This is a genomic window from Bradyrhizobium sp. SRL28 (genome assembly GCF_018596315.1).
GTDB lineage: Bacteria > Pseudomonadota > Alphaproteobacteria > Rhizobiales > Xanthobacteraceae > Bradyrhizobium.
The window spans coordinates 207,703-226,956 of record NZ_JAHEAG010000001.1; the positions used below are offsets into that span (position 1 = coordinate 207,703).

Genomic DNA, 19,254 nt, shown 5'->3' on the forward strand with positions numbered 1-19,254 from the left:
GGGATTAGATATGGGACGTGTCTTCGTCGCCGGCAGCATCAACATGGATGTGGTGGCAATAGCCAGCCGGCATCCCAGGGTCGGCGAAACCGTCGCAGGCCAAGCCGTGCATTATTTTCCGGGCGGCAAGGGCGCAAACCAGGCGGTGGCCGCCGCGAAGCTCGGCACGCCGGTCACGCTGATCGGCCGGCTCGGCACGGATGCTTTTGGGCAGCAGTTGCGCACGTTTCTCGCCGCCCAAGGCGTTGACCTCGTCTTGGTCAAGGACACCGCGGATATTCACACCGGAACAGCCATCATCACCATCGCCGACGCCGACAACACCATCGTCGTCGTGCCCGGTGCCAATGCGCTGGTCAGTGCCGAGGATGTCGCCGCGCCCGTCCTGGCCAAAGGCGACGTCGCCGTCAGCCAGTTCGAAATTCCGCAAGCTACGATCACCGCCTTCTTCAAACGGGCGCGCGAGGCCGGGGCGATCACCATCCTCAATCCGGCGCCGGCGCTTGCCTGCGGCGCAGAATTGCTCGATCTCGTCGATATCCTCATCCTTAACGAGACCGAGCTCGGGCTTCTCGCGCAGACCGAACTTCGTGATACCGACGCCCCCACCCGTTTCATCGAAGCGGCGCGGCGCCTGCCAACCGCGTCAGACAAGATCATCTGCGTCACGCTGGGCAAGCGCGGCGTGCTCGCGCTGGTGGGCGGCGAGCCCTCGCTGATCGCGGGACGTGCCGTGAAGGCAGTGGACACCACCGGCGCCGGCGATTGTTTTGTCGGCGCCCTCGCCGCACAGCTTGCCGCTGGAAAGGCGATCCGCGACGCGCTCGAATACGCCAATGCCGCCGCATCGATCTGCGTGCAGCGGATGGGCGCCGCGCCATCGATGCCGACGGCGGCCGAGGTCGCGGCATTGCGCGGCTAGAGCCTTCTCGGTTCTGATTTGAAATCAGAACCGGGCTCTAGATTTTTTTCTGACGCGTTTTCTTTACGCGAACCGGTGTCCACTTCGCTCGAAAACGCTATGCCTACTTCAGCGCCTGCAACTCGTCATATTGCGCCCTGGTCCAGCCGGCCCCGACGGATGCATCATTATGCAGCGGGATCGCCGCCTTTCGGAACGCCTCGCGATCAGGCTCGACCACGGTCCTGCCGAGCTTCCTGAACTCCCCGGCCAAAATCCTCTCGGATGCCTCGATCGCCTCCGTCGCCCTCGACGCGGCTTCCTTCAACGTATCCGCAAACAGCTTTTGCTCGTCCGGCGTCAGCTTGTTCCAGACGTGGCTGCCGATCACCGTCACCATTGACTCGGTGATGTGGCCGGTCAGCACGATGTGGCTCTGCACCTCGTAGAATTTCTTGGCCATGATCGTCGGCAGCGGATTCTCCTGGCCGTCGACCAAACCCTGCTGGAGCGCGTTGTAGACATCGGAAAAGGCGATCGGGGTTGCGTTGGCGCCGACGGATTTGGTGAACATCAGCGACAGCGGCGCCGCCGGCACGCGCAGGCTCATACCCTTCATGTCCTCCGGCTTGCGGATAGGCTTGTTGGCGGTGACATGGCGCTGGCCGTAATAGGTCAGCGCGACGATCTTGTGTCGGGTCTTCTCGTCGTAGCCTTGGACGAGATCGGAAAACAGCTTGCTGTCGCGATAGGCCTTCCAGTGATCGAAATCGCGCAGCATGAACGGCGCGCCTGTGATGCCGAGCGGCTGGTAGGTCGCCGCGACGAAGTTGATCCCGACGTAGACGATATCAACGGCGCCGAGCCCAAGCCCTTCATTGAGCTGGTTTTCGTTGCCGAGTTGGGAAGCCGGAAACACCTCGATGTCGAATTTGCCGTTGGTGCGCTTCCTGATCTCGCTGGCGGCCCACAACGCCTCGGTGTGGTAGGGTTCGGTGACCTCGTAAACATGCGCCCATTTCAGCTTGGTCTGCGCCGAAGCCGGGCCACCAATAACCAGGGCGATGATGGTGGCGCCTATCAATCTTAGATAGCACGTCCAAACGGACATATACCCTCCGAAAACGACCGCCGGAGACCTCTTTAGATTCCGGCGCCAACGTTGCCGAAATGATCGGCAGACGCAAGCAGACTGGCGCTGCGGTAAGTCCGATTTAAGTCAGGGCGCGTTCTAAGTCAGGGCACTCTTCAGGTCGAATCCCGCATCGGCCGCCTGCTCGGGCGTGATCGACCTGTGAGCGCCAAGCAGCCGTCGGCCGAACATGTGGTCGCCGGCGCGGTTGACGGATTCGATACCCACGAGCTGCCCGGCTTTGTAGCAAAACGCGGAGAACGCCCCCTGCTCGCGGTCGCCGCGCACCACTACCTGATCATAGCCGGTGGTCAACCCGACCATCTGCAGCTTGTCGGGCCCCTGATCGCTCCAGAACCACGGCAGGCCGTCATAGGGCTTGGCATCCCCGGTCAGCCGGGCCGCAATGCAGCGCGCGTGGTCAGTGGCGTTCTGCACGGACTCCAGCCGCAGCGAACCGCCGAAGCGCGGGCTCGCATAGAGCGCGCAATCGCCCATCGCCGAAATATTCGGATCCGCGGTCAGGAGATGCTCATCGACGATGATGCCGGCGGCGACCTTCAGGCCGGCTTCGGCCGCCAGTTCGACATTGGGCAGAACGCCGACGCCGACCACGATCAGGTCGGCTTTGATATGCCGCCCGTCACTAAGGCTCACGCCGGTAACCTTGCTGCCGTCGCTCTCGATGCTGGTAACCTGCACGCCGAGATGAATCCGGATGCCGGCCGCGGTATGCCGCGATTGAAAGTGCTCCGAGATTTCCGCCGTCACCGCGCGCGCCATCACCCGCGGGGCAAGCTCGATGACGTCAACTTCGAGGCCTTTGGCCCGCGCGGTCGCGGCGAATTCCAGGCCGATAAATCCAGCTCCGATAACGACGACGCGTTGACCCGCCGTGATGTAGTCGCGCAACGACTGGCTTTCGTCGAGCGTCCGCAAGTAGCGAACGCTGTCGAGATTGGCGTTGGGAATGTCGAGCAGGCGATTGCGCGCGCCGGTCGCCAGCACCAGATGGCCGTAATCGAGCGAAGCGCCGGAGGCGAGCAACACCTTGCGCGCGGCGCGGTCGATCGACACCGCACGGTCGGTGATGAGGTCGACCTTCTGGTCGTGGTAGAATTTTTCCGGCCGGAACATCAGGCTGTCGGGTCCGCCGGTCCCCTTCAGGTAGGCCTTGGATAGCGGCGGCCGCTGATACGGCAGATGGCCTTCATCGTTCAGCAGCGCGATGCGTTCGGAAAAGCCGTGCTGGCGCAGCGACATCGCAAGCTGAAAGCCCGCATGGCCCGCTCCAATGATGACAACCGGTCCTGCGGTCATGGGAACATCCTACGTTCGAGCGCACGGGAATGACCCATGTCGTTTCCTCTCCACTGATTTTGGCTTGCCTGTCTCGTCCCTTGGAAGCGGCGCTCGTGTCCGTTCCGAACGATGACAGGCCCTATCTGACCTCATGGCGCGAAGAGACGCAAGAGCGCCGTGGCCCAGGAGGCAGGGGGATTGCGTGGTATTTTGCGGACCATGCCGGGGATTGTCACCTCCTACCTTCTGTTATTTAAATGCTGGCCCCTGTTCCGAGCCGAGGCCCAGCCATGCCGACCTCCGATGATACCGCCGCCGACGCCCCCGCCCTGCTCCGGATCGAGGGTCCGATTGCCACCATCACCCTGAACCGGCCCGCGGCCTTCAATTCCATCAATCTGTCGATCGCGCAAAAGCTCGAGCAACTCGGCGCGGAGGTCGAGGGCAACGACGATATTCGTGTGCTGGTCATCGAGGGCGAAGGCCGCGCCTTCTCGGCCGGCGGCGATCTGCAGACCATCGGCGCAGCCGCCGCCAACGACACTGTTGCACCCGTGGTGGGCGAGCTGCTGAAGCACTACCACGCCTTTATCGAGACGCTGCGGCGGATGCCGAAGATCGTTCTCTCCAGCGTCCACGGCTCCGCCGCCGGCGCCGGCATGGGGCTGGCTTTTGTCGCCGACCTCTGCATTGCCGCCGACGATGCCCGCTTCACGCCGGCCTATGCCAAGATCGGCGTCTCGCCGGATGGCGGCAGCACCGTCGGCATGGTCGGCACCGTCGGCGCCCGCCGCGCGCTGCAGATATTTTTGGCCGAAGACAGTTTTACCGTGCAGCAGGCCTATCAATGGGGACTGGTCGCCCGCGTTGTTCCAGCAGCGGAGCTGAAGGCAGAGACGCGCAAATTCGCCGAGCGGCTGGCGCAGAACCCGCCCGCGGCGATCGCTGGCACCAAGTCGCTCGTCTATCAGGCCGCGGTCACGTCGACCAGGCAGCAACTCGATGCCGAGGAAGCGAAGATCATCGGCGCCATGCAGACCGACGACTTCCGCGTCGCGGTGAAGAAGTTCACCAGCAAGTCGAAGTGAGAACTGAGGCGGCGCGGTCGACTGGGTGGTGGACGGATACTCTATCGTCGTCCCTGCGGACGCAGGGACCCATAACCACAGGCATTAATTGTTTGGGAAAGCGTCGCCGACCTTGCTTCAATCGAGAGAGCAACGCGGTATGGGTCCCTGCGTTCGCGGGGACGACCACATAATGTGCTGAAGCGCTTTAATCCTTGCCCTGCTCGCGCATGAAATCGAAGTCGCAGCCTTCGTCGGCCTGCAGAATCGTCTCGTTGAACAGGTGCGCGTAGCCGCGCCTGGCCCATTCGGGCGTGACGGCCGGCGCAAGCGCCGCGCGCCGCTTCTCCAGCTCCGCCTCGTCGACCAGGAGATCGATGCTGCGTTTCGCGACATCGAGGCGGATCATGTCGCCGTTCCTGACCAGCGCCAGCGGACCGCCCACGGCGGATTCCGGCGTGATGTGCAGCACGATGGTGCCGAACGCGGTGCCGCTCATGCGCGCGTCCGATATCCGCACCATGTCCTTGGTGCCGCCGCGTGCGAGTTTCTTCGGGATCGGCAGATAGCCCGCCTCCGGCATGCCGGGCGCCCCCTTGGGGCCGGCATTGCGCAGCACCAGCACGTCGTCGGCGTTAACGTCGAGATCGGGATCGTCGACCCGCAGCGTCATGTCCTCCACGGATTCGAACACCACGGCACGGCCGGTATGCTGCAGCAGTTTTGGGCTTGCCGCCGATTGCTTGATGACGGCTCCGCGCGGCGCAAGGTTGCCATGCAGCACCGCCATCGCGCCTTCTGCCTTGATCGGATTGTCGCGCGGACGGATGGCGTCCTGTCCCGGTACCTCCTCGGCGTCGGCAACGACCTCGCGCAGCGTTTGGCCGGTGATGGTCTTGGCATCGAGGTCGATGAGATCGCCAAGCTGCGCCATCAGTTTGGGTACGCCTCCGGCATGATGGAAATGCTCCATGTAATGCTCGCCTGACGGTTTCAGGTCGATCAGCACGGGCACCTCGCGGCCAAGCTTGTCGAACGCGTCGAGATCGATGCGGTGCCTGGTGCGGTTGGCGATTGCCGTCAGATGAATGAGCCCGTTGGTCGAGCCGCCGATCGCCTGCAGCACCACTTGTGCGTTCTGGAACGAAGTAGCCGTCAGCAATTCGCTCGGCTTTGGCCCCTTTGCCTTGGCCATCACGGCCGCCACCCTGCCGCTGGCCTCCGCCGAGCGAAAGCGCTCGGCATGCGGTGCCGGGATCGTCGCGCTCATCGGCAGCGACAGACCGAGCGCCTCGGTGATGCACGCCATGGTCGAGGCGGTGCCCATCACCATGCAGGTGCCGACCGACGGTGCGAGCCGGCCGTTGACGGCTTCGATTTCAATGTCGTCAATTTCGCCGGCGCGATATTTTCCCCACAGCCTCCGGCAATCCGTGCACGCCCCCAGCACCTCACCCTTGTGATGCCCAACCACCATCGGCCCGACCGGAATGACGACAGTCGGCAGATCGGCACTGACTGCGGCCATGATCTGCGCCGGCAAGGTCTTGTCGCACCCGCCGATCACGACCACTGAGTCCATCGGCTGCGCGCGGATCATCTCCTCGGTATCCATCGCCATCAGGTTGCGAAGATACATCGAGGTCGGAAACGCAAAGCTCTCGGCGATCGAGATGGTCGGGAACACCATCGGCATCGCGCCCGATAGCATCACGCCGCGCTTCACGGCTTCGATGATCTGCGGAACGTTGCCGTGACAGGGATTGTAGTCGCTGTAGGTATTGGTGATGCCGACGATCGGCCTGTTCAGCGCATCATCCGAATAGCCCATCGCCTTGATGAAGGCCTTGCGCAGGAACAGCGAGAAGCCAGCGTCGCCATAACTCGTCAGTCCCTTGCGAAGTCCGTCGGCCATTTTTTCTTCCTGTCGTTGCGGGTGCCACTTAAGGAGTCCGCCGAATTATTGTCAATGCTTGATTATTTGGCACAGAATCCGATCGTTTTGCCGCATCTAGCGCGATATTATTGACAATAATACGAGTGCGTGCTGACTTCCGACCATGATCGGAACCGTCTGCCCATGAACCAACCATTGCGCATTGGCCTGATCGGCGCCGGCATGGTGAGCCGTCATCATCTCATCGCGTGGGCGAGCATATCAGATCAGGCCCGCGTCGTGGCGGTCGCCGATCCCTCCAGCGACAATGCCGCGCGGCGCGCGAGCGAGTTCGGGATTTTGCAGACCTGGGCCAGCGCCGAGGCGATGCTGGCGGCATGCGAACTCGACGCCATCGATATCGCAGCGCCCCGGGACATGCACGCGCCGCTGGTGCGGCTCGCCGCCGCGAAGCGATTGCCGGTGCTTTGCCAGAAACCGCTCGCGCCCAACCTGCAGGAGGCCGTCGAGCTCGCCGCCGAAGTCGAGGGATTGACGCGCCTGATGGTGCACGAGAACTGGCGCTTTCGCGGCTATTACCGTGACGCGGCGACATGGCTGCGCGAGGGGCGCATCGGCAACGTCAAGCAGGCGCAGCTCACGCTGCTGACGTCGGGCGTGCTGCCGGGTCCGGACGGGCTCTGCCCGGCGCTGGAGCGACAGCCCTTCATGCGCCGTGAACGGCGCATGCTCGTCGCGGAAGTCCTGATCCATCATCTCGATACGTTGCGCATGCTGCTCGGACGGCTGCAGGTGACCGCGGCACGGCTCTCCCGTTCCAGCGATCTCCTCGCCGGCGAAGACGGCGCGGTGATCCAGCTTACGACCGGCAATGGCGCGGGCGTTGCGGTCTTTGCAAGCTTCGCCGCCCACGGCCATCCGGCCGCACAGGTCGACCGGCTGGAGATTCTCGGCGACAAGGGCGCGATCAGACTCGACGGGCCATCGCTGACATGCTCGGGCGCATCGCCCGGCGAGCGCACATACGATCTCGTCACTGAATATCAGGGTTCCTATAACCGGACGATCGCGCATTTCGTGAACGCGCTCCGCGATGTCTCGCCCTTCGAGACGGCACCGCAGGACAATCTCGAGACCTTGCGCCTGGTCGAGGATTGCTATCGGCTGTCGGGCTGGGAGGCTTTGCGATGAAGCCACAGGAATCATTGACCGAAACTTCCGCGCCGACGCGTGAGGAGGAACAGGCGGAGGTCATCCGCCGGCTCGAGGAGGACATCATCTTCGGCCGCTTCGCGCCCGGCTTGCGGCTGGTCGAGGACACGCTGATGCAGCGCTACGACGCCAGCCGGCATTTCGTGCGGCAGGCGCTGTTCCAGCTCGAGCGCCAGGGCATCGTGCTGCGCGAGAAAAATATCGGCGCCACCGTGCGGTTCTATTCGGCCGACGAAGTGCGCCAGATCTACGAGGTGCGCGAAATGCTGACGCGGCAGGCGGCGCTGATGATCGCACTCCCCGCCCCCGCCAGCCTGATCGAGCAGTTGAACGAATTGCAGCGGCAATACTGCGCAAGGGCCGACGCGCAGGATTTGCGCGGTATCCATGAGGCCAACGATGCCTTTCACGTCGCGCTGTTTTCCGCTTGCGGCAACCCGTATCTGGTGCGCTCGCTGCAGGACTACATGAACCTGACGCTGCCGATGCGCGCGAAGAATCTCGCCGACAGAGAAGGACTGGCGCTGTCGCGGCGCCAGCACGAATTGATGATCGAGCTGTTGAAGGGCCGCGACAGCTGGGCGCTGGCGCAGCTCTGCGTCGATCACATGCAATACAGCAAGTCAGACTATCTCGAGCGCATCGCCGGGGATGAGGGCAAGCGCTAACGCTTTTTCCAATCCACAATCCGACCCTTGTCGCCGCCGAACTCCATGCTGCAGAACGTGCCGCCCTGGTAGTAGTCGCCAACCGGATCCGGCTTGAGCTTGGCCTGCTCGGCCATGGCGTGGTCGCGGAAGTCTTCTCCGCGGCCGGTCGGCCGGTAGCCGAGCTCGTAGGCGCGGTGGTTGTCCCACCAGGCACGCTCGTTGTAGGAGGCGCCGTAGAATATCTCGAAGTGAATATCGGGATGATCGAGCCCGATGCGGCAGAGCTGCACCAGATCCTCCGGCTTTAGCCAGATCGACAGGCGTCGATGATCGAGCGGCATCTCGCCGAAATTGCCGATCCGCAGGCAAGTGACGCCGAGCCCGTGCTTGTCGGCATAGAGTGCGCCGACCGCTTCGCCGAACACCTTGCTGACGCCGTAGCGGCTGTCTGGGCGCGCGGTGACGTCGGTGCCGATCCGGTGATGGCGCGGATAGAAGCCGACCGCATGGTTGGACGAGGCGAACACCACGCGCTTCACGCCCTTCTTCCGCGCCGCCTCGAACAGATTGTAGCCGCCGATGATGTTGGACTGCAGGATCGAATCCCAGGGCCCTTCGACCGAATAGCCGCCGAAATGCAGGATGCCGTCGACGCCTTCGCAGATCGCCTCGACTTGGGCGAGATCAGCGAGATCGGCCGCCTTGAACTTCTCGTCCTTGCCGAGATCGGCCGGCGCCTTCAGATCGCTCAGCAGCAGGTCCGGATAGATCGGCGGCAACAGCTTGCGCAGGCTCGTGCCGATCCCGCCGGCGGCACCGGTCATCAATATGCGTGGCATCTCGTTCCTCTTATCTCTCGACCGATTTGCGGTCATTAGCCGGTAATGATAGCAAACTCAAACGCTCAGGGAACGCAACAACGAGAACAGCAAATGTCCGATGCAGCATCGCATTCAGCCGGCTGGCGCCCGGCCACGTATTACCCCGATCCGGCCATTCAAGCCCTCGATCCGCGCTTTGAAAAATATTGGCTCAAGCTGTCGGCGGTGGAGCGGCTGACCACCGGCCTGCGCTGGGCCGAGGGGCCGGTGTGGTTCGGCGACGGGCGCTACCTGCTCTGCAGCGACATTCCAAACCAGCGCATCCTCAAGTGGGAAGAGGAGACGGGCCACGTCAGCATCTTCCGCAAGCCCTCGAACTTCGCCAACGGCAACACCCGCGACCGTCAGGGACGGCTGGTCACCTGCGAGCACGGCGGCCGCCGCGTCACCCGCACCGAATATGACGGATCGATCACAGTGCTGATCGACTCCTTCGACGGCAAGCGGCTGAACTCGCCCAATGATGTGATCGTGAAGTCCGACGGCTCGATCTGGTTCACCGATCCGGTGTTCGGCCTGCTCGGCAATTACGAGGGCTACAAGGCCGAGCCCGAGATCGACATGAATGTCTACCGGGTCGACGGCGCGACCGGCAAAGCCGCCATCGTCGCCGAAGGCGTGCTGGGGCCGAACGGGCTCGCGTTCTCGCCCGACGAAAAAATCCTCTATGTCATCGAGTCTCGCGGCGCGCCGAACCGCAAGATCCTCGCCTATGACGTCTCGCCTTCCGGCGACAAGCTTTCCAACAAGCGCGTGTTTGTCGATACCGGACCAGGCACGCCGGACGGTTTTCGCGTCGACATCGACGGCAATCTCTGGTGCGGCTGGGGCATGGGCGATCCCGAACTCGACGGCGTCGTGGTGTTCGCGCCCGACGGCGTCATGATCGGCCGCATCGCCCTGCCCGAGCGCTGCGCCAACCTCTGCTTCGGCGGATTGAAGCGCAACCGCCTGTTCATGGCCGCGAGCCAGTCTATCTACGCGCTGTATGTGAACACGCAGGGCGCGCCGGGAGGATAAGTCCGCGCGCGCCCTTCGCGTCGGCTTACCCCTTCTTTTCCTGTGCAGTGGCGGTTTGCTTGACGAGTGCGTCTTCAAACGCCTTCTCCAGCGTCGCGGCGTAGGCGTTGAACTCGCCGGGATTGACGAACGGATTGGGCACGCCATCCGCGAGCTTGGCGCGCTTCTCCGCCATCTTGTACATTTCCGGATGCGGCGCGAGCAGCACATCCACCTTCATGTCCTTCGCCCGCGCGAACGTCTTGCGGTAATCGGCGACGATCCCGAAATAGGTCGGATCGCCGACCAGACGGTTCAGCGCCACGGTGCCGCTGCAGAAGATCAGGACCGAGCGCGTGGCATCGCCCTCCTTCACCGCAAATTCCCAGCTCGTGCAGCCCGGCGAATGTCCGGGGGTTTCCCGCGCGGTCAACTTGACATCGCCGACCGTCACCTCGTCGCCCTCGCGCACCGTGCGATCGACCTTCACCGGGGGGAAATTGAGCGCATCATCGTTCTCCGCGCCCGGATAGTAGCCGCCTTCCAGCAGCGCCTTGTCCGCTTCGCCGGCCACCATCCGCGCGCCGCTCGCCTTCTTGATCTCGGCAAGGCCGCCGGTGTGGTCGATATGGGCGTGGGTATTGAGGATATATTTGATATCGGCGATCTTGAAGCCGAGCTTCTCGATGTTTGCTTTGACCAAAGACGTCGATTCCGGCATCACCATGTCGACGAGGACATGCCCCTGCGGCGAGGTGATCAGATAGGACGCCAGCCCCTCGGTTCCAACATAGTAGACATTGCCGATCATCTTGAACGGCTCGGTCGGCGCGTTCCACTTGGCGCGCAGCGTCGCGAGCAGATCCTTGACGGTCTGGGCCTGCGCGGCACCGGCAAGCGACATCAGCGCGACGAGCGCAATGGCGATTTTCTTCATCTTCAACCTGTTTTTTCTTGATTGCTTCGCGCCCGCCCGGTGGGCGGCGTCATTGTGAGGATCGAAAAGCAACGAAGCAATCCACGCTTGTCCGGCGGTGGATTGCTTCGTTTTACGCGTATTGACGTTTAAAGGCTTACGCGGCGTTGTAGCCGGCGACTGCCTTCACCTCGAGATATTCCTCGAGGCCGTACTTGCCCCACTCGCGGCCATTGCCAGACTGCTTGTAGCCGCCGAACGGCGCGGTGCGGTCGTTCGGCACACCCTGCAGGTTGATGTTGCCGGCGCGGATCTGTTTGGCTACGCGACGCGCGCTTTCCACTGTATCGCCCGTGACGTAACCGGCGAGACCATAGGGCGTATCGTTGGCGATCTTCACCGCTTCGGCTTCATCCTTGGCGCCGATGATCGTCAGCACCGGTCCGAAAATTTCCTCCCGCGCGATCGTCATCTCGTTGGTGACGTCGGCGAAGATGGTCGGGCGCACATAGAAGCCCTTGTTGACGCCCTCGGGGAGACCGGGACCACCGGCGACCAGCGTCGCGCCTTCGTCGATGCCCTTCTTGATCAGCGCCTGGATCTTGTCCCACTGAATGCGCGACACGACGGGGCCGATGGTGGTGCCTTCGGCGCGGGGATCGCCCGCCTTGGTCTTGTCGGCGACGCCCTTGGCGATGGCGGCGACTTCCTTCATCTTCGACAGCGGCACGATCATCCGCGACGGCGCGTTGCAGGACTGTCCGGAGTTGTTGAACATGTGCATCACGCCGCCGGTGACGGCCTTGGTGAGGTCGGCGCCTTCGAGGATGACGTTCGGCGACTTGCCGCCCAGTTCCTGGCTGACGCGCTTCACGGTCGGCGCGGCGCGCTTGGCGACGTCGACGCCGGCGCGGGTCGAACCGGTGAACGAGATCATGTCGATATCCGGATGCTCAGCCATCGCGGCGCCGACTTCCGGGCCGAGGCCGTTGACGAGGTTGAACACGCCCTTCGGCACGCCGGCTTCATGGAGGATTTCGGCGAAGATCAACGCCGAGCTCGGGGTAAACTCCGAAGGCTTGAGGATCATGGTGCAGCCGGCGGCGAGCGCGGGCGCTACCTTGCAGGCGATCTGGTTGAGCGGCCAGTTCCACGGCGTGATCATGCCGATGACGCCGACCGGCTCACGCACGACGACGGCCGAACCGATCGTCTCTTCGAAGTGATAGTTTTTGAGGACTTCCAAAGTGGAAGCGATGTGGCCAAGCCCGGCGCCGGCCTGCAGCCGTTCGGCCATCGGCAGCGGCGCACCCATCTCGTCGGAGACGGCGGCGCCGATCTCCTTCATCCGGCCTTTGTAGACCTCGATGATCTTCTCGAGAAGCGCGATGCGCTCCTCGCGGCTGGTCTGCGAAAAGGTCAGGAAGGCGCGCTTGGCGGCGGCAACGGCCTTGTCGAGGTCGGCCTTCGAGCCGAGCGCAACTTCGTACATCGCTTCTTCGGTCGCCGGATTGACGACGGGCGTGGATTTCTTGACGGCGGGATCGACCCAGGCGCCATCGATGTAGAATTGCATGCGATTGACCATCGGAAACCTCTTTATCTCGGAGCAATGGAGGGGAACGGTAGCGTTCGGCAGGCATCCTTGCACGAAAGCCAGGGCAGTTGAACCCGCCATATGCGGGGTGCCGCGATGCGGCAGGCGCTGGATATAAGGTCAGGGATGGCAGAGTGGCAAGGCTCACCCTTCACCGTCGTCCCTGCGAACGCAGGGACCCATACGCCGCGGCCGCTGTGAAGGGCACGCAGGGAGACGGCTTTGCTTCTGCAGGCCACAGCGCTAGTTAATTAACGCAGAGCGTCAGCCACCACGCTTACTCGATAGATCACGCGGTATGGGTCCCTGCGTTCGCAGGGACGACAAATACCGTTCCACCTCCCCTTACCGTTACACCCCCCTCTCACACCGCCATCTTCCGGTGCCGCACCGGCGCCCCGACCGTCAGGCTTTCGGCCGCATCGATGATGGCGTTGGCGTCGATGCCGTAGTGGCGGTAGAGGTCGCCAATGGTACCGGTCTGGCCGAACTGCTCGACGCCGAGCGCCTCGGCGCGGTGGCCGCGTACGCTGCCGAGCCAGCCAAGCGCGGCCGGATGGCCGTCGATGACGGTCACAATGCCGCAGTCGCGGGTGAGCGGCGCCAGCAATTTTTCGACATGGCTGAGATACTGGATGCCACGGCGGTCGCGCCGCAAATTCCGCGCGGCGGACCATCCGGCATGCAGCCGGTCGGCCGAGGTTACCGCCAGCAAACCGACATCGCGGTGGCTTTCGCCGATGAAGCCCACCGCCTCGATCGCCTCCGGCGCCACCGCGCCGGTATAGGCGATCACGATGTCGCAGTTCGGCCCCGGCTCGCGCAGCCAGTAGGCGCCCTCGGTGATGTCTCTTTGCAGTTCCGGCGCCATGATGCGCTGCGGCTGGTCCAGCGTGCGGGTCGAGAGCCGCAAATAGACCGAACCGCCCTCGCCGGCTTCGCGCTGCATGTGGCGGAAGCCCCACCCCATGATCACGGCAAGTTCATCGACAAAGGCCGGTTCGAACGAGGCCAACCCATCCTGCGCCATGCCGATCAAGGGCGTTGCGATCGACTGATGCGCACCACCTTCCGGCGCCAGCGTGATGCCCGATGGCGTCGCCACCACCATGAAACGCGCATCCTGATAGCAGGCGTAGTTCAACGCATCGAGGCCGCGCTCGATGAAAGGATCGTACAACGTGCCGACCGGCAACAGCCGCTCGCCATTGATCGCATGCGACAGCCCGAGCGCCGAAAGCATGATGAACAGGTTCATCTCGGCAATGCCGAGTTCCAGATGCTGACCCCTGGGCGAATAATCCCAGTTGAAGGTCGAGGGGATTTTCTCCTGCCGGAACAGATCGTGGTTCTCGGCTTTGGCAAACAGGCCGCGCCGGTTGACCCAGGCGCCGAGATTGGTCGAGACGGTGACGTCGGGCGACGCGGTGACGATCCGCGCGGCCAGTTCGCTGTCGCCGCGCGCGAGTTCGTTCAGCACCAAGCCAAAGCCTTGTTGAGTGGACATCTGTGCCGCGGGCTTGAAGGCAAGCTGTTGCGGCACCTCGATGACATCAGCGGTGAGACGGCGGCGGCCATCCTGATTGAACGGCGCTGCCGCCAAAAATGCTTCGAGTTCGGCTGGCGCCTGCGACAGGCCTTCGAACTTTTCCCATTCATGGCCGGGGCGGATGTTCTGCGCGCTGCGCCACTTCTCCATCTGCGCGACCGTCATCAGGCCTGCGTGGTTGTCCTTGTGGCCCTGCATCGGCAGCCCGACACCCTTGATGGTGTAGGCGATGAAGCAGACGGGGCGATCATGGTCGATTGCCTCGAACGCCTCGATCATGCTCGCCATGTCGTGACCGCCGAGGTTGGACATCAGCGCCAGCAGTTCGTCGTCGCTGCGGCGGTCGATCAGTTGCGACACCTGCCCCTGATCGCCGATGTCGTCCTGCAGATGCTTGCGGAAGGCAGCTCCTCCCTGGAAGCACAGCGCCGCATACATCTGGTTCGGGCAATTGTCGATCCAGCGCCTCAAGGCTTCGCCGCCGGGCTCGGCGAACGCCGCCTGCATCAGGCGGCCGTATTTCACGATCACGACCTCCCAGCCGAAATTACGGAACATGGACTCGAATTTCGCCCACAGCCCCTCGCGCACCACGGCATCGAGGCTCTGGCGATTATAATCGACGATCCACCAGGTGTTCCGTAGCGCGTGCTTCCAGCCCTCGAGCAGCGCCTCGAAGATGTTGCCCTCGTCCATTTCGGCATCGCCGACGAGCGCGATCATCCGCCCCTCGGGCCGGTCCTTCATCCAGCCATGCGACGTGACGTAGTCCTGCACCAGCGAGGAGAACAGGGTTTGGGCGACTCCCAAGCCGACCGAGCCGGTAGAGAAATCGACGTCGTCGGCATCCTTGGTGCGCGAGGGATAGGATTGCGCGCCCTTGTAGCCGCGGAAATTCTCCAGCTTCTCGCGGGTCTGGTGGTCGAACAGATACTGGATGGCGTGAAACACCGGGCTCGCATGCGGCTTCACCGCGACGCGGTCCTGCGGCCGGAGCACGGAGAAGTACAGCGCCGACATGATGTTGGCGAGCGAGGCGGACGAGGCCTGATGGCCGCCGACCTTCAGCCCGTCAACATTGGGCCTGATATGGTTGGCGTGATGGATCGTCCACGACGACAGCCAGAGAACTTTGCGTGCCAGTGCGGACAACAGTTCGAGGCGTGCGGGCTCGATGGGCATGGCCATGCTCCGGACAGGGTCAGTATGCGCCGATTTTAACGGGCAGTGGGGCGCCAAAATTCTCAATTTCCTGCGACATACCGCCCAATATTGGGATAATTTACCACAACGCGCCTCGAAACCATGAGTTCATCCCAATGCCTAGCCTCGACGCCATCGACCGCAAGATTCTCAGCCTGCTGCAGACCGACAGCCGCATGACCATGCAGGAACTGGCCGACAAGGTCGGCTTGTCCGTGTCGCCCTGCCACCGCCGGGTCAAGCTTCTGGAAGAGCGCGGCGTCATCACGCGCTACATCGCGACCGTCGATCAGAAATCGTTGGGGCTCCATGTCAGCGTCTTCATCTCGATCAAGCTGGCGCGGCAGAAGGAAGAGGACCTCAACCGTTTTGCCAAGGCGATTTCGAAATGGGACGAGGTGCTGGAATGCTACCTGATGACCGGCAACCGCGATTATCTCCTGCGCGTCGTCGCCGCCGACCTCTCCTCCTACGAGGCGTTCCTGAAAAACAAGCTGACGCGGCTGGATGGTATTGCTTCTATCGAGTCGAGCTTTGCGCTGAGCCAGGTGAAGTATTCGATCGCGCTGCCGGTGTGACACGACTCTCTCCACGTCATTGCGAGCGAAGCTTGTAGCCCGGATGAGCGGAGCGATATCCGGGGCGGTGTCAGAGTGGTCCCGGATATCGCTTCGCTCATCCGGGCTACGGATTCTTGGGGCACGATTCTCTCCACGTCATTGCGAGCGAAGCGAAGCAATCCATAGCGCGGCAAGCGGAGAGGTGGATTGCTTCGCTGCGCTCGCAATGACGGCTGAACGAGCTCTTGCATTCTCGCGGCACAATGTGCCCGAGGTTTGCATCTTCGTTGCCCTCTTCGAAATAGAGGGCGCAGGGAAGACCGGGTGCTTGCTGCACCCGCGGTCTCGCGTGCGATTTGCGCAAACAAAAGTGCACACGAGCATACAGGGCAGCGGGAGCATTCCGGCCTTCCCTGCGCAATGGCTTTACGGCTTACTTCGTGCTCTCCCCGGTGAACGGCTTTCTTGCCACCGTCGCCCCCGAGAAGCTTCGCTTCTCTTGGACTTAGCGCCAGCACCGCGGCGCCAGGACCACACGACTTCGCCGTACGCGTCAGGCGCGTACGTCTAGCGCGCCTCTCGCGTCCATCGCATCTCACCGCACGTTCGTGACGATCGCGAGCGTCCCTCATCTGCCGTGAGACGGGCGGAGTTATGCAGATGATTTGGGTGAGAACGAAAGCGGAATATTTTTGCGGGAAGGACTGGACAGGTTTTAGGTGATTTGCCCGTCGTGCCAATTGGTCGCAGTTGCGCATCGAGATTGCGCTTGCGGGCAAGGCAAATCAGTTCACCGGCCGTAGGGTGGGCAAAGCGCAGCGTGCCTACCATCGAGAGGCGCGATCGGTGATGGATGGTGGGCACGTCGCTGACGCTTCGCTTTGCCCACCATACGCGCGTTCTACGAGCGCTCCCGACGCATGGCCGTTTTCGCGGGTTTTGCGTCATTTCGAACTGAACATAACGGCAGTAGACTCAGATCCAAATCAACGCATCGAGTCAGCAAGCCATGAATTCGCGACGTGTATTGTGGAGCGCGCTCGGCGCAGTCGCACTTGTCGCCGTGATCGGCGGCGCCTGGATTTTTTCGCTGCCACCGGCGCCTTCCTCCGAAGCTCCGCCGGCGATCGCACAAGACGAGCGCGATGCGACGATCGCGGCGCTGAAGCCGCCGAAGCGACAGCGCCCGCTGATCGCCATCATCGGCATCAACGACGCCACCGAGACCACCGATTACCTCATGCCTTATGGCGTCCTCACGCGGGCTGACGTCGCCGACGTCGTGACGCTGGCAACCAGACCGGGTCCGGTGACGCTCTATCCGACGCTCAAGGTTGAACCGCAGGCAACCATCGCTGAATTCGATGCGCAGCATCCCGACGGCGCCGACTATGTCATCGTGCCCGCGATGAGCCGCGACAACGATCCTGTAGCGCTGCAATGGATCAGGGACCAGTCGGCCAAGAAGGCGATCATCGTCGGCGTGTGCGCCGGCGCCAAGGTCGTCGGCGATGCCGGGCTGCTGCATGGCAAGCGGGCGACCACGCACTGGTATTCCGTCAAGGAGATGCGCGGCAAGCATCCGACGATGCGCTACGTCGAAGACCGGCGGCTGGTGGTCGACAACGGCGTGGCGACGACGACCGGCGTCACGGCGTCGATGCCGATGTCGCTGGCGCTGATCGAGGCCATCGCCGGCCGCGACAAGGCCAATGCGGTCGGCCGGGATATCGGCCTCGCCAACTGGGACACGCGGCATGAGAGCGACGCGTTCAAGTTCACACGTCCGTTTGCGCTGACGGCAATCGGCAACACCGCTGCATTCTGGGCGCATGAGCAGCTCGGCATCGAGCTAAAGGACGGCGTCGACGAAGTATCGCTGGCGCTCGTGACGGACGCGTGGTCGCGAACCTTTCGGTCACAGGCGGTGACGTTCGCGAGCGCGGCCGGTGCACAACAGAGCAAGAACGGCATCCGCATCTACCCCGATCAGGTCGCGGCGAGTTGGCCGGCGGAACGTCTGCTGCCGTCAGTGGGGAATCGGAAACCAGCGGAAGCGCTGGACAACGCGCTGAACGGGATTGCGGCCCGCTACGGAACGCACACGACCGACTTCGTCGCCATGCAGCTAGAGTACCCGAGGCATAGGGTGACGCAGTGACGGTCCGTAGGGTGGGCAAAGCGTAGCGTGTCCACCATTCCAACGAGAACGCGGATAGATGGTGGGCACGTCGCTGACGCTCCTTTGCCCACCCTACGCAGCCCTACGCTGTCGTTCACCGCCACGGCTCGACGATGATCTTGGTGTGCGCTTCCGGGTTGGCGAGATCGGCGAACGCTTTGGCGACGCCGTCGATGCCGACGCTGGCGGTGACCATCGAGGCCGCATCGACCTGCCCTTCCGCGATCAGGCGCAAGGAATATGCGAATTCCTCCGGCGTGTAACCCAGCACATATTGAACGTTGAGTTCCTTCAGGATGCCGAGCATCGGCTCGGAGCGGTCGGTTTCCATGCAGACGCCGACCACGACGATGCGCGCATCGCGCGGCGCGCCCTCGAACACCTGCTGAATCAGGCCGGGAACGCCGACGCATTCGAAGATCAGCGCAGGCTTCAGCGCCGGCAACAGGGCCTGAAGCGGCGGGCGCGCAGCCTTTTCCTCCGGCGACATCTGGGCATGCTCGGCCCAGGTCGCATAGGGTTGCGTGCGCGCAGGGTCCACGACCACGTCGGCGCCGAGCTTTTCGGCAAGCGCGCGCCGTGCCGGCGAATAATCGGCGGCGACGATCGGATGCAATCCCCTGATCTTCAGCGCCGCGATGACCGCAAGCCCGACCGGCCCGCAGCCGATCACCAGCGGCACCTCGCCACCTCTGATGTTGGCTTTCGCCACGGCGTGCACACCGACCGCGAGCGGTTCGGTCAGCGCGGCGTGCTCGGCCGCGAGACCGTTGGGGACTTCGAGCAGCAACGCTTCGCTGAGCAGCATACGCTCGGCGTAAGCGCCGATATTGTCGTTGGAGTAGCCGATGCCTTGCGGACCTTCCGCCGTCAGCAGCGCGGGCAATGAACAGACTTTGGTGCCGGGCTTGAACTTCTGCGTCGTGCCCGGACCATAGTCGAGCACCTCGCAGCAGAATTCATGGCCGAACACGACGTCGCGGGAGAGGTCCATCGGCTTGCGGTCGGGAAAATGTTTTGCCAGTTCGACCATCCTATGCGCGTGCTTGCGCGCGTGCAGGTCGGAGCCGCAGATGCCGCAGGCCAGCGATTTGACCAGCACCATGCCCGGGCCAAGCTTGGGCTCAGGCATTTGATCGACGACGATCTCGCCGTTTCTGAAAATGGCAGCGCGCACTTAAGTTCCTCCCGGTGATTTTTCATCAC

General features: G+C 63.2%; 15 protein-coding genes. 7 read left to right on the plus strand and 8 right to left on the minus strand.

The genetic code is table 11. The features are described 5' to 3' along the window. The first annotated feature begins 10 nt into the window (after nt 1–10). Complete coding sequence (locus KIP88_RS00865; protein WP_214485937.1) at nt 11–922, plus strand: ribokinase; 912 nt, start codon at nt 11–13, stop codon at nt 920–922. Between the two features lie 103 nt (nt 923–1,025). Here the strand turns inward: KIP88_RS00865 and KIP88_RS00870 are convergent, their stop codons facing one another. After that, complete coding sequence (locus tag KIP88_RS00870; protein WP_214485938.1) at nt 1,026–2,012, minus strand: sialic acid TRAP transporter substrate-binding protein SiaP; 987 nt, start codon at nt 2,010–2,012, stop codon at nt 1,026–1,028. A gap of 120 nt (nt 2,013–2,132) precedes the next feature. Further along, nucleotides 2,133–3,353 carry an NAD(P)/FAD-dependent oxidoreductase gene (locus KIP88_RS00875; RefSeq protein ID WP_214485939.1) on the minus strand — a complete coding sequence of 407 codons (1,221 nt, stop codon included), beginning with the start codon at nt 3,351–3,353 and terminating at the stop codon, nt 2,133–2,135. A gap of 272 nt (nt 3,354–3,625) precedes the next feature. Between KIP88_RS00875 and KIP88_RS00880 the strand changes: the two genes are divergently transcribed. Beyond that, entirely contained in the window at nt 3,626–4,423 is a 798-nt protein-coding gene (locus KIP88_RS00880; RefSeq protein ID WP_214485940.1) for an enoyl-CoA hydratase/isomerase family protein, read from the plus strand. Nucleotides 4,424–4,610: 187 nt separating this feature from the next. Here the strand turns inward: KIP88_RS00880 and KIP88_RS00885 are convergent, their stop codons facing one another. Next, complete coding sequence (locus KIP88_RS00885; protein ID WP_214485941.1) at nt 4,611–6,317, minus strand: IlvD/Edd family dehydratase; 1,707 nt, start codon at nt 6,315–6,317, stop codon at nt 4,611–4,613. Between the two features lie 165 nt (nt 6,318–6,482). Between KIP88_RS00885 and KIP88_RS00890 the strand changes: the two genes are divergently transcribed. Both KIP88_RS00890 and KIP88_RS00895 read left to right on the plus strand, forming a co-directional pair. Further along, nucleotides 6,483–7,490 carry a Gfo/Idh/MocA family protein gene (locus tag KIP88_RS00890; RefSeq protein WP_214485942.1) on the plus strand — a complete coding sequence of 336 codons (1,008 nt, stop codon included), beginning with the start codon at nt 6,483–6,485 and terminating at the stop codon, nt 7,488–7,490. After that, nucleotides 7,487–8,179, plus strand: a complete 693-nt coding sequence (locus KIP88_RS00895) for a GntR family transcriptional regulator (protein ID WP_214485943.1) — start codon at nt 7,487–7,489, stop codon at nt 8,177–8,179. Before KIP88_RS00890 ends, KIP88_RS00895 begins: the two co-directional genes overlap by 4 nt. On the opposite strand, the gene KIP88_RS00900 is transcribed toward KIP88_RS00895, so the two are convergent. Further along, nucleotides 8,176–9,000 carry an NAD(P)-dependent oxidoreductase gene (locus tag KIP88_RS00900; RefSeq protein WP_214485944.1) on the minus strand — a complete coding sequence of 275 codons (825 nt, stop codon included), beginning with the start codon at nt 8,998–9,000 and terminating at the stop codon, nt 8,176–8,178. The genes KIP88_RS00895 and KIP88_RS00900 overlap by 4 nt on opposite strands. A 93-nt stretch (nt 9,001–9,093) precedes the next feature. Between KIP88_RS00900 and KIP88_RS00905 the strand changes: the two genes are divergently transcribed. Next, a complete protein-coding gene (locus tag KIP88_RS00905; RefSeq protein ID WP_214485945.1) occupies nt 9,094–10,062 on the plus strand; it encodes an SMP-30/gluconolactonase/LRE family protein in 969 nt (322 codons plus the stop codon). A 25-nt stretch (nt 10,063–10,087) separates the two neighbouring features. On the opposite strand, the gene bla is transcribed toward KIP88_RS00905, so the two are convergent. The 3 genes from bla to KIP88_RS00920 all read right to left on the minus strand — a co-directional run bounded on the left by bla (nt 10,088) and on the right by KIP88_RS00920 (nt 15,285). After that, nucleotides 10,088–10,978 carry a subclass B3 metallo-beta-lactamase gene (gene bla, locus KIP88_RS00910; protein ID WP_214486613.1) on the minus strand — a complete coding sequence of 297 codons (891 nt, stop codon included), beginning with the start codon at nt 10,976–10,978 and terminating at the stop codon, nt 10,088–10,090. Nucleotides 10,979–11,114: 136 nt separating this feature from the next. Continuing rightward, complete coding sequence (locus KIP88_RS00915; protein ID WP_214485946.1) at nt 11,115–12,545, minus strand: aldehyde dehydrogenase family protein; 1,431 nt, start codon at nt 12,543–12,545, stop codon at nt 11,115–11,117. Nucleotides 12,546–12,918: 373 nt separating this feature from the next. After that, nucleotides 12,919–15,285 (minus strand): transketolase, encoded by a 2,367-nt coding sequence (locus KIP88_RS00920; RefSeq protein ID WP_214485947.1) that lies wholly within the window; start codon nt 15,283–15,285, stop codon nt 12,919–12,921. Between the two features lie 137 nt (nt 15,286–15,422). Here KIP88_RS00920 and KIP88_RS00925 point away from each other — a divergent pair, with 137 nt between their 5' ends. Together KIP88_RS00925 and KIP88_RS00930 are read left to right on the plus strand one after the other, a co-directional pair. Further along, on the plus strand, nt 15,423–15,884 hold the full coding sequence (locus KIP88_RS00925) for an Lrp/AsnC family transcriptional regulator (RefSeq protein ID WP_214485948.1): 462 nt from the start codon (nt 15,423–15,425) through the stop codon (nt 15,882–15,884). Nucleotides 15,885–16,875: 991 nt separating this feature from the next. Beyond that, on the plus strand, nt 16,876–18,027 hold the full coding sequence (locus tag KIP88_RS00930) for a DJ-1/PfpI family protein (protein ID WP_214485949.1): 1,152 nt from the start codon (nt 16,876–16,878) through the stop codon (nt 18,025–18,027). Nucleotides 18,028–18,142: 115 nt separating this feature from the next. Here KIP88_RS00930 and KIP88_RS00935 read toward each other — a convergent pair whose 3' ends face one another. After that, a complete protein-coding gene (locus tag KIP88_RS00935; protein WP_214485950.1) occupies nt 18,143–19,225 on the minus strand; it encodes a zinc-binding dehydrogenase in 1,083 nt (360 codons plus the stop codon). Nucleotides 19,226–19,254: the final 29 nt, after the last annotated feature.